Origin of the sequence: Shewanella sp. 10N.286.54.B9, assembly GCF_041468565.1 — a bacterium.
GTDB lineage: Bacteria > Pseudomonadota > Gammaproteobacteria > Enterobacterales > Shewanellaceae > Shewanella.
Genome location: NZ_JBFRIY010000002.1, coordinates 98,753 through 104,761 on the forward strand (window position 1 = coordinate 98,753; position 6,009 = coordinate 104,761).

A 6,009-nucleotide genomic window follows, 5' to 3' on the forward strand; every position below is an offset into this window, starting at 1 on the left:
TTCACGGCTATGTAGAACACGGCTTTACTATCTAACTGATTTTATTGAATATGTAAAAAAATCTTGTACAGTACTTGATACTGTATGATTGTACAGTATACTAGTTTCATATTGAGGCTCTAGAGAAGGCATTAGAGTCGTCACCTAAATGATAATGCAGTGCTGATACTGTGTTAGCACTGAGATCCAAAGGACATAATAATGAAGACAGATCCAAATAAAGAGAAAGCGTTAAATGCCGTTCTAGGTCAAATTGAAAAGCAATTTGGTAAAGGTTCAATTATGAAGTTGGGTGAAGATCGCTCAATGGATGTTGAAACTATCTCGACAGGCTCTCTATCTTTGGATGTGGCATTGGGCGCTGGCGGCCTACCAATGGGGCGTATCGTCGAGATCTACGGTCCTGAATCATCAGGTAAGACAACGCTAACGCTTGAAGTTATCGCTGCGGCGCAGAAGCAAGGCAAGACCTGTGCATTTATCGATGCGGAGCACGCTTTGGATCCTGTGTACGCTCATAAATTAGGCGTTGATATTGATAACCTACTTTGTTCACAGCCTGATACGGGTGAGCAAGCGTTAGAGATCTGTGATGCATTGACTCGCTCTGGGGCTGTAGATGTAATTATTGTTGACTCGGTTGCAGCACTAACACCTAAAGCTGAAATTGAAGGCGAAATTGGTGACTCTCATATGGGCCTTGCTGCACGTATGATGAGCCAAGCTATGCGTAAACTTGCGGGTAACCTTAAACAATCGAATACACTGCTTATCTTTATTAACCAAATTCGTATGAAAATTGGTGTGATGTTTGGTAACCCAGAGACGACAACGGGTGGTAATGCACTTAAGTTTTATGCGTCAGTTCGTCTAGATATTCGCCGTACTGGTGCTATTAAAGATCGTGATGAAGTTATTGGTAACGAAACACGTGTAAAAGTGGTTAAGAACAAGATCGCAGCGCCATTTAAGCAAGCTGAATTCCAAATCCTTTACGGTCAAGGTATTAACAGCACTGGTGAGTTAGTTGACCTTGGTGTTGTGCATAAACTGATTGAAAAATCGGGTGCGTGGTATGCATACAAAGGCAGTAAGATCGGTCAAGGCCGTGCTAATGCCGGTAAGTATCTAATCGAAAATCCAGAAATCTCTGATGAGATTGAGACAGCACTTCGTTCTATGTTGCTTAGCAAAGGTGAAAAAGTAGCTGCTGGTGCTACTGATACTGCGGGTGATAATGTTGATATGGAAACTGGCGAAGTTTTTTAAACGACAGTCATTACTCCATAGAGCCTAAACCCTAAACCTTTAGGGTTATAAATGCCAACTACGGCGCGCTATCAGCGCGCCGTAGTTGTTTTTTAGTTGTCATTTTCAAGGTGTCGGTAAATTTGTTGTCGATATGCCGATAACAGACTGCTTTCACGCTCATATCTATTGGTTACTGTGTAAGATCCATTTTATTTTTAGCTGTCTAGCTAGTTTTGCATCTACAGGGCTGGTTGTTAGTCATTACACTGCTTATAATGCTCTTCATAAAAATTTATCATTAGGCTCTTTTCGAGCTAGTTGCACAACCTAATTCAGGACGGTTTCATGTATCAAACCACTGCAGCACTGCGTAGTGCTTTTTTGGAATATTTCCGCACAAATGGCCACCAGGTCGTTGATAGTAGTTCTCTCGTGCCGGGTAATGACCCAACACTGTTATTTACCAATGCGGGCATGAACCAGTTCAAGGACGTTTTTCTTGGTGAAGATAAGCGTAGTTATAGTCGTGCGACCTCTTCGCAACGCTGCGTTCGCGCAGGTGGTAAACATAATGATTTAGACAATGTGGGTTATACCGCTCGTCACCATACCTTTTTTGAAATGCTGGGTAATTTTAGCTTTGGCGATTACTTTAAAGAAGATGCAATTAACTTTGCGTGGAACTTCTTAACTCAAGAGTTAAAGCTACCTAAAGAGCGTTTATGTGTAACCATTTACGAAACAGATAACGAAGCATACGATATCTGGACGAAGAAAGTCGGCGTGGCACCAGAGAATATTATTCGCATTGGTGATAACAAGGGCGCAGCTTATGCGTCAGATAACTTCTGGCAGATGGGTGACACTGGCCCTTGTGGTCCATGTACTGAGATATTTTACGATCACGGTGAGCATATCTGGGGCGGACGTCCAGGCACGCCTGAAGAAGACGGCGACAGATTTATTGAGATCTGGAACATCGTATTCATGCAGTACAATCGTCAATCTGACGGAGCAATGAACCCACTTCCAAAACCATCGGTTGATACTGGTATGGGTATTGAGCGTATCGCCGCTATTATGCAAGGTGTGCACTCAAATTACGAAATCGATATCTTCCAAGCGCTTATCAAAAAGACCGCAGAAATTCTTGGGGTTACTGATCTAGAAAATAAATCACTACGCGTTATCTCTGATCATATTCGCTCTTGTGCTTTCCTTATTGCTGATGGGGTAATGCCATCAAATGAAGGTCGCGGTTATGTACTTCGCCGTATTATTCGCCGTGCAGTGCGTCATGGTAATAAGTTGGGTGCATCAAGTAGCTTTTTCTACAAGTTAGTACCAACACTGATTGAAGTGATGGGCGATGCAGCTAAAGGGTTAGTAGCAACGCAAGCAATTGTTGAAAAATCACTTAAAGCTGAAGAGGAGCAATTTGCTCGTACTCTAGAGCGCGGTCTTGGTATTTTAGATAATGCACTATCAAACTTGAAGGGCGATGTACTCGACGGTGAAACAGCATTTAAGCTGTATGATACTTATGGCTTCCCAGTTGATTTAACCGCAGATGTTTGTCGTGAGCGCGATATCACTGTTGATGAAGCAGGTTTCAAAACGGCAATGGCTGAGCAACGAAGTCGTGCTCAAGCTGCGGGTCAGTTTGAAACTGATTACAATGAAGGCCTCAAAATTGATGAACAGAGCGGCTTTGTTGGTTACCAAGAACTTAATAACCAAGCGACCGTAACTGCTATCTATAAAGAAGGTGAGTCAGTTGATGTTTTGCATGTTGGTGATGAAGCGGTAATCGTGCTTGATAGCACACCATTTTATGGCGAGTCAGGTGGTCAGTGTGGTGATAAAGGTGTGCTGCTAGCTGATGGTGTTGAGTATCGAGTAGCCGATACACAAAAATATGGTCAGGCAATCGGCCATATCGGCAAGCTTACAGAAGGTTCTATTAACGTTGGGCTGAGCATCGCAACTAATGTTGATAAGAAGCTGCGTCACCGCACTGAGTTAAACCACTCAGTAACGCATCTTTTACACGCTGCCTTACGCCAAGTATTAGGTACCCATGTTACTCAAAAAGGCTCATTGGTTGATCCAGAGCGTCTACGTTTTGATTTCTCTCACTTTGAAGGTGTAAAAGCATTTGAGATTAAAGAAGTTGAAGAGTTGGTTAATACGCAAATTCGTCGTAACCATGAGCTTAAAGCTGAAGTCATGGATATTGAGCAAGCCAAAGAAAAGGGCGCTATGGCGCTGTTTGGCGAAAAATATGACGCAGAAGTGCGCGTAGTGACAATGGGTGACTTCTCCATTGAGCTTTGTGGCGGAACTCACGTTGGTCGTACCGGTGATATCGGTCTGTTTAAGATTACCTCTGAAGGTGGTATTGCTGCAGGTATACGCCGTATTGAAGCGGTCACTGGCGCAGCCGCAATGGCATATGTTGCAAAGCAGCAAGCATCGCTAGAAGAAGCTGCAGCACTGCTTAAAGGTGATAGTGCGTCGGTCGTGGCCAAACTTAAGGCTCAGCTTGATAAGTCAAAGGCGCTAGAGAAAGAACTTGCTCAGCTAAAAGATAAGTTAGCAGCAGCGACGAGTGCTGATTTAGCCGGTGAAGCAGTTGAGGTTAATGGCATCAAGGTTTTGGTTAAGCAACTTGAAGGTGTTGATGCCGGTTCACTTCGGGGCTTACAAGATGAGCTTAAACAAAAGCTGAAATCAGGAATTGTGGTCTTAGGTATTGCTGGAGACGCTAAGGTCAACTTAATTGCCGGTGTAACTAAAGATCTGACTGGTAAAGTTAAAGCGGGCGAACTTGTTGCTTCAATAGCTGTTCAAGTTGGCGGCAAGGGCGGTGGACGCCCTGATATGGCTCAGGCGGGCGGTAGCCAACCTGAGAACCTTAAAGGCGCGTTGGATAGCGTAATCCCTTGGGTTACAGATAAGCTTGCTTAATACAGCCGATTGTTGAATGAAAACACCAAAAACGCTCTTTATGAGCGTTTTTTGTTGTTAGAAGCTTAAAAAGTCGAATAGGAACAACGATAATGCGCGTGTTTAGCTAACTAATTGCATAAATATCACTGTTTACGAGAAAACTAGTAGATATAACAGTTAACTTTGGTATGGTTGAATGTGACAATTAAGAGTTGTGTGGCTATAGACATGGTTAAGTGGTGGTGAGGAAGCTATTGGTGCTTTTTTCATACTGGTTTAATCTAGATGTTTGATAATGGCCTTTTAGTGCAGTTTTTTCTTAATATGGCTTATAGGGTTTTGTCTTCAAAGTAGTGTAAACCGTTTTAAAGATGTAATTAATTGGCTTATTTCAAATTGAATACTGTTAATTTGTACTAAGCTAACTCTATAATATATATATAACGGAATAATGCCGTATAAAGCAGATTTAGGAACTAAAGGAGCAAAATAATGCTGATATTGACTCGTCGTGTTGGTGAAACACTGATGATTGGTGATGAAGTTACTGTCACTGTATTAGGCGTTAAAGGTAACCAAGTACGAATTGGTGTTAATGCACCTAAAGAAGTCTCTGTCCATCGTGAAGAGATTTACCAACGCATTCAATCTGAAAAATCAGGCTCTGCCCCAGAAGGCGGAAATTTCTGATTGTAGTTTGATGATTACTGAGAATTTTAGAAGCTAGTTTTTTAACTGGCTTTTTTATTTTTTGGAATAAGAAAAGCCTCTTTATGGCTGCTGTTAGGCCGATATACAGTCAACATGCTTAAAAACAGTTCAAACAGAAATAGTTTCTTAAAAATGGTTTGACTTATTTTCGGCAAACAGTAATATGTGCGCCAAGAAACGGAGAGGTGGCCGAGTGGCCGAAGGCGCTCCCCTGCTAAGGGAGTATGGGCTTTAACTCCCATCGAGGGTTCGAATCCCTCCTTCTCCGCCATTTCTTAAAGTAGACGACGATGCGGATGTAGCTCAGCTGGATAGAGTACCTGGCTACGAACCAGGCGGTCGGAGGTTCGAATCCTCCCATCCGCACCATAATCTACTGTTGTGTTTAAATGTTTTAGTGAGCGGATGTAGCTCAGCTGGATAGAGTACCTGGCTACGAACCAGGCGGTCGGAGGTTCGAATCCTCCCATCCGCACCATTAAATCATTTAAAAGCTAGACCTAAAACTTAATATGCGCGGATGTAGCTCAGCTGGATAGAGTACCTGGCTACGAACCAGGCGGTCGGAGGTTCGAATCCTCCCATCCGCACCATTAAGTATTAGTAGATATACCTTTATATATGCGGATGTAGCTCAGCTGGATAGAGTACCTGGCTACGAACCAGGCGGTCGGAGGTTCGAATCCTCCCATCCGCACCATATAAAGCTTACAGAATTTAGCGCGTGTAGCTCAGCTGGATAGAGTACCTGGCTACGAACCAGGCGGTCGGAGGTTCGACTCCTTCCACGCGCACCAAGTTTTGCGGAGAGGTGGCCGAGTGGCCGAAGGCGCTCCCCTGCTAAGGGAGTATGGGCTTTAACTCCCATCGAGGGTTCGAATCCCTCCTTCTCCGCCATTCTTTAAATACAAAAAAACCGCTTTTAGAAGCGGTTTTTTTGTGCCTGTAATATATTCATCTGTAAATCTTATCATTCTAACTTTCCTCAAAATAATCACTCAATGTGTCCTCAACAGCTTGTTATCCGCAAACACTAATTTATCTGCCTTGACGAGAGTGTTCATGCCCTATGGCCTGTAGTGGTACGGTGAATTT

The 6,009-nt window shown here is 43.3% G+C and carries 3 protein-coding genes and 7 tRNA genes; all 10 read left to right on the top strand.

From position 1 onward, the window contains the following. Positions 1-201: 201 nt before the first annotated feature. The 10 genes from recA to AB4135_RS00975 all read left to right on the top strand — a co-directional run bounded on the left by recA (position 202) and on the right by AB4135_RS00975 (position 5,811). Entirely contained in the window at positions 202-1,269 is a 1,068-nt protein-coding gene (gene recA / locus AB4135_RS00930) for a recombinase RecA (protein WP_371989521.1), read from the top strand. Positions 1,270-1,596: 327 nt separating this feature from the next. Then, positions 1,597-4,221 carry an alanine--tRNA ligase gene (gene alaS, locus AB4135_RS00935; RefSeq protein ID WP_371989523.1) on the top strand — a complete coding sequence of 875 codons (2,625 nt, stop codon included), beginning with the start codon at positions 1,597-1,599 and terminating at the stop codon, positions 4,219-4,221. A 474-nt stretch (positions 4,222-4,695) separates the two neighbouring features. Beyond that, positions 4,696-4,893 (top strand): carbon storage regulator CsrA, encoded by a 198-nt coding sequence (gene csrA, locus AB4135_RS00940; RefSeq protein ID WP_020911533.1) that lies wholly within the window; start codon positions 4,696-4,698, stop codon positions 4,891-4,893. Between the two features lie 200 nt (positions 4,894-5,093). Further along, positions 5,094-5,185, top strand: a tRNA-Ser gene (locus AB4135_RS00945). A gap of 21 nt (positions 5,186-5,206) precedes the next feature. After that, a tRNA-Arg gene (locus tag AB4135_RS00950) sits at positions 5,207-5,283 on the top strand. Positions 5,284-5,315: 32 nt separating this feature from the next. Beyond that, positions 5,316-5,392, top strand: a tRNA-Arg gene (locus AB4135_RS00955). 38 nt (positions 5,393-5,430) lie between these two features. Then, positions 5,431-5,507: transfer RNA gene (locus AB4135_RS00960), tRNA-Arg, on the top strand. Positions 5,508-5,537: 30 nt separating this feature from the next. Continuing rightward, positions 5,538-5,614 (top strand) — tRNA-Arg (locus AB4135_RS00965). Positions 5,615-5,634: 20 nt separating this feature from the next. Then, positions 5,635-5,711 (top strand) — tRNA-Arg (locus AB4135_RS00970). An 8-nt stretch (positions 5,712-5,719) separates the two neighbouring features. After that, positions 5,720-5,811 (top strand) — tRNA-Ser (locus AB4135_RS00975). Positions 5,812-6,009: the final 198 nt, after the last annotated feature.

Coding starts and splice junctions, on each gene's coding strand:
- recA (WP_371989521.1), top strand. CDS start 202: ATGAAGACAGATCCAAATAAAGAGAAAGCGTTAAATGCCGTTCTAGGT.
- alaS (WP_371989523.1), top strand. CDS start 1,597: ATGTATCAAACCACTGCAGCACTGCGTAGTGCTTTTTTGGAATATTTC.
- csrA (WP_020911533.1), top strand. CDS start 4,696: ATGCTGATATTGACTCGTCGTGTTGGTGAAACACTGATGATTGGTGAT.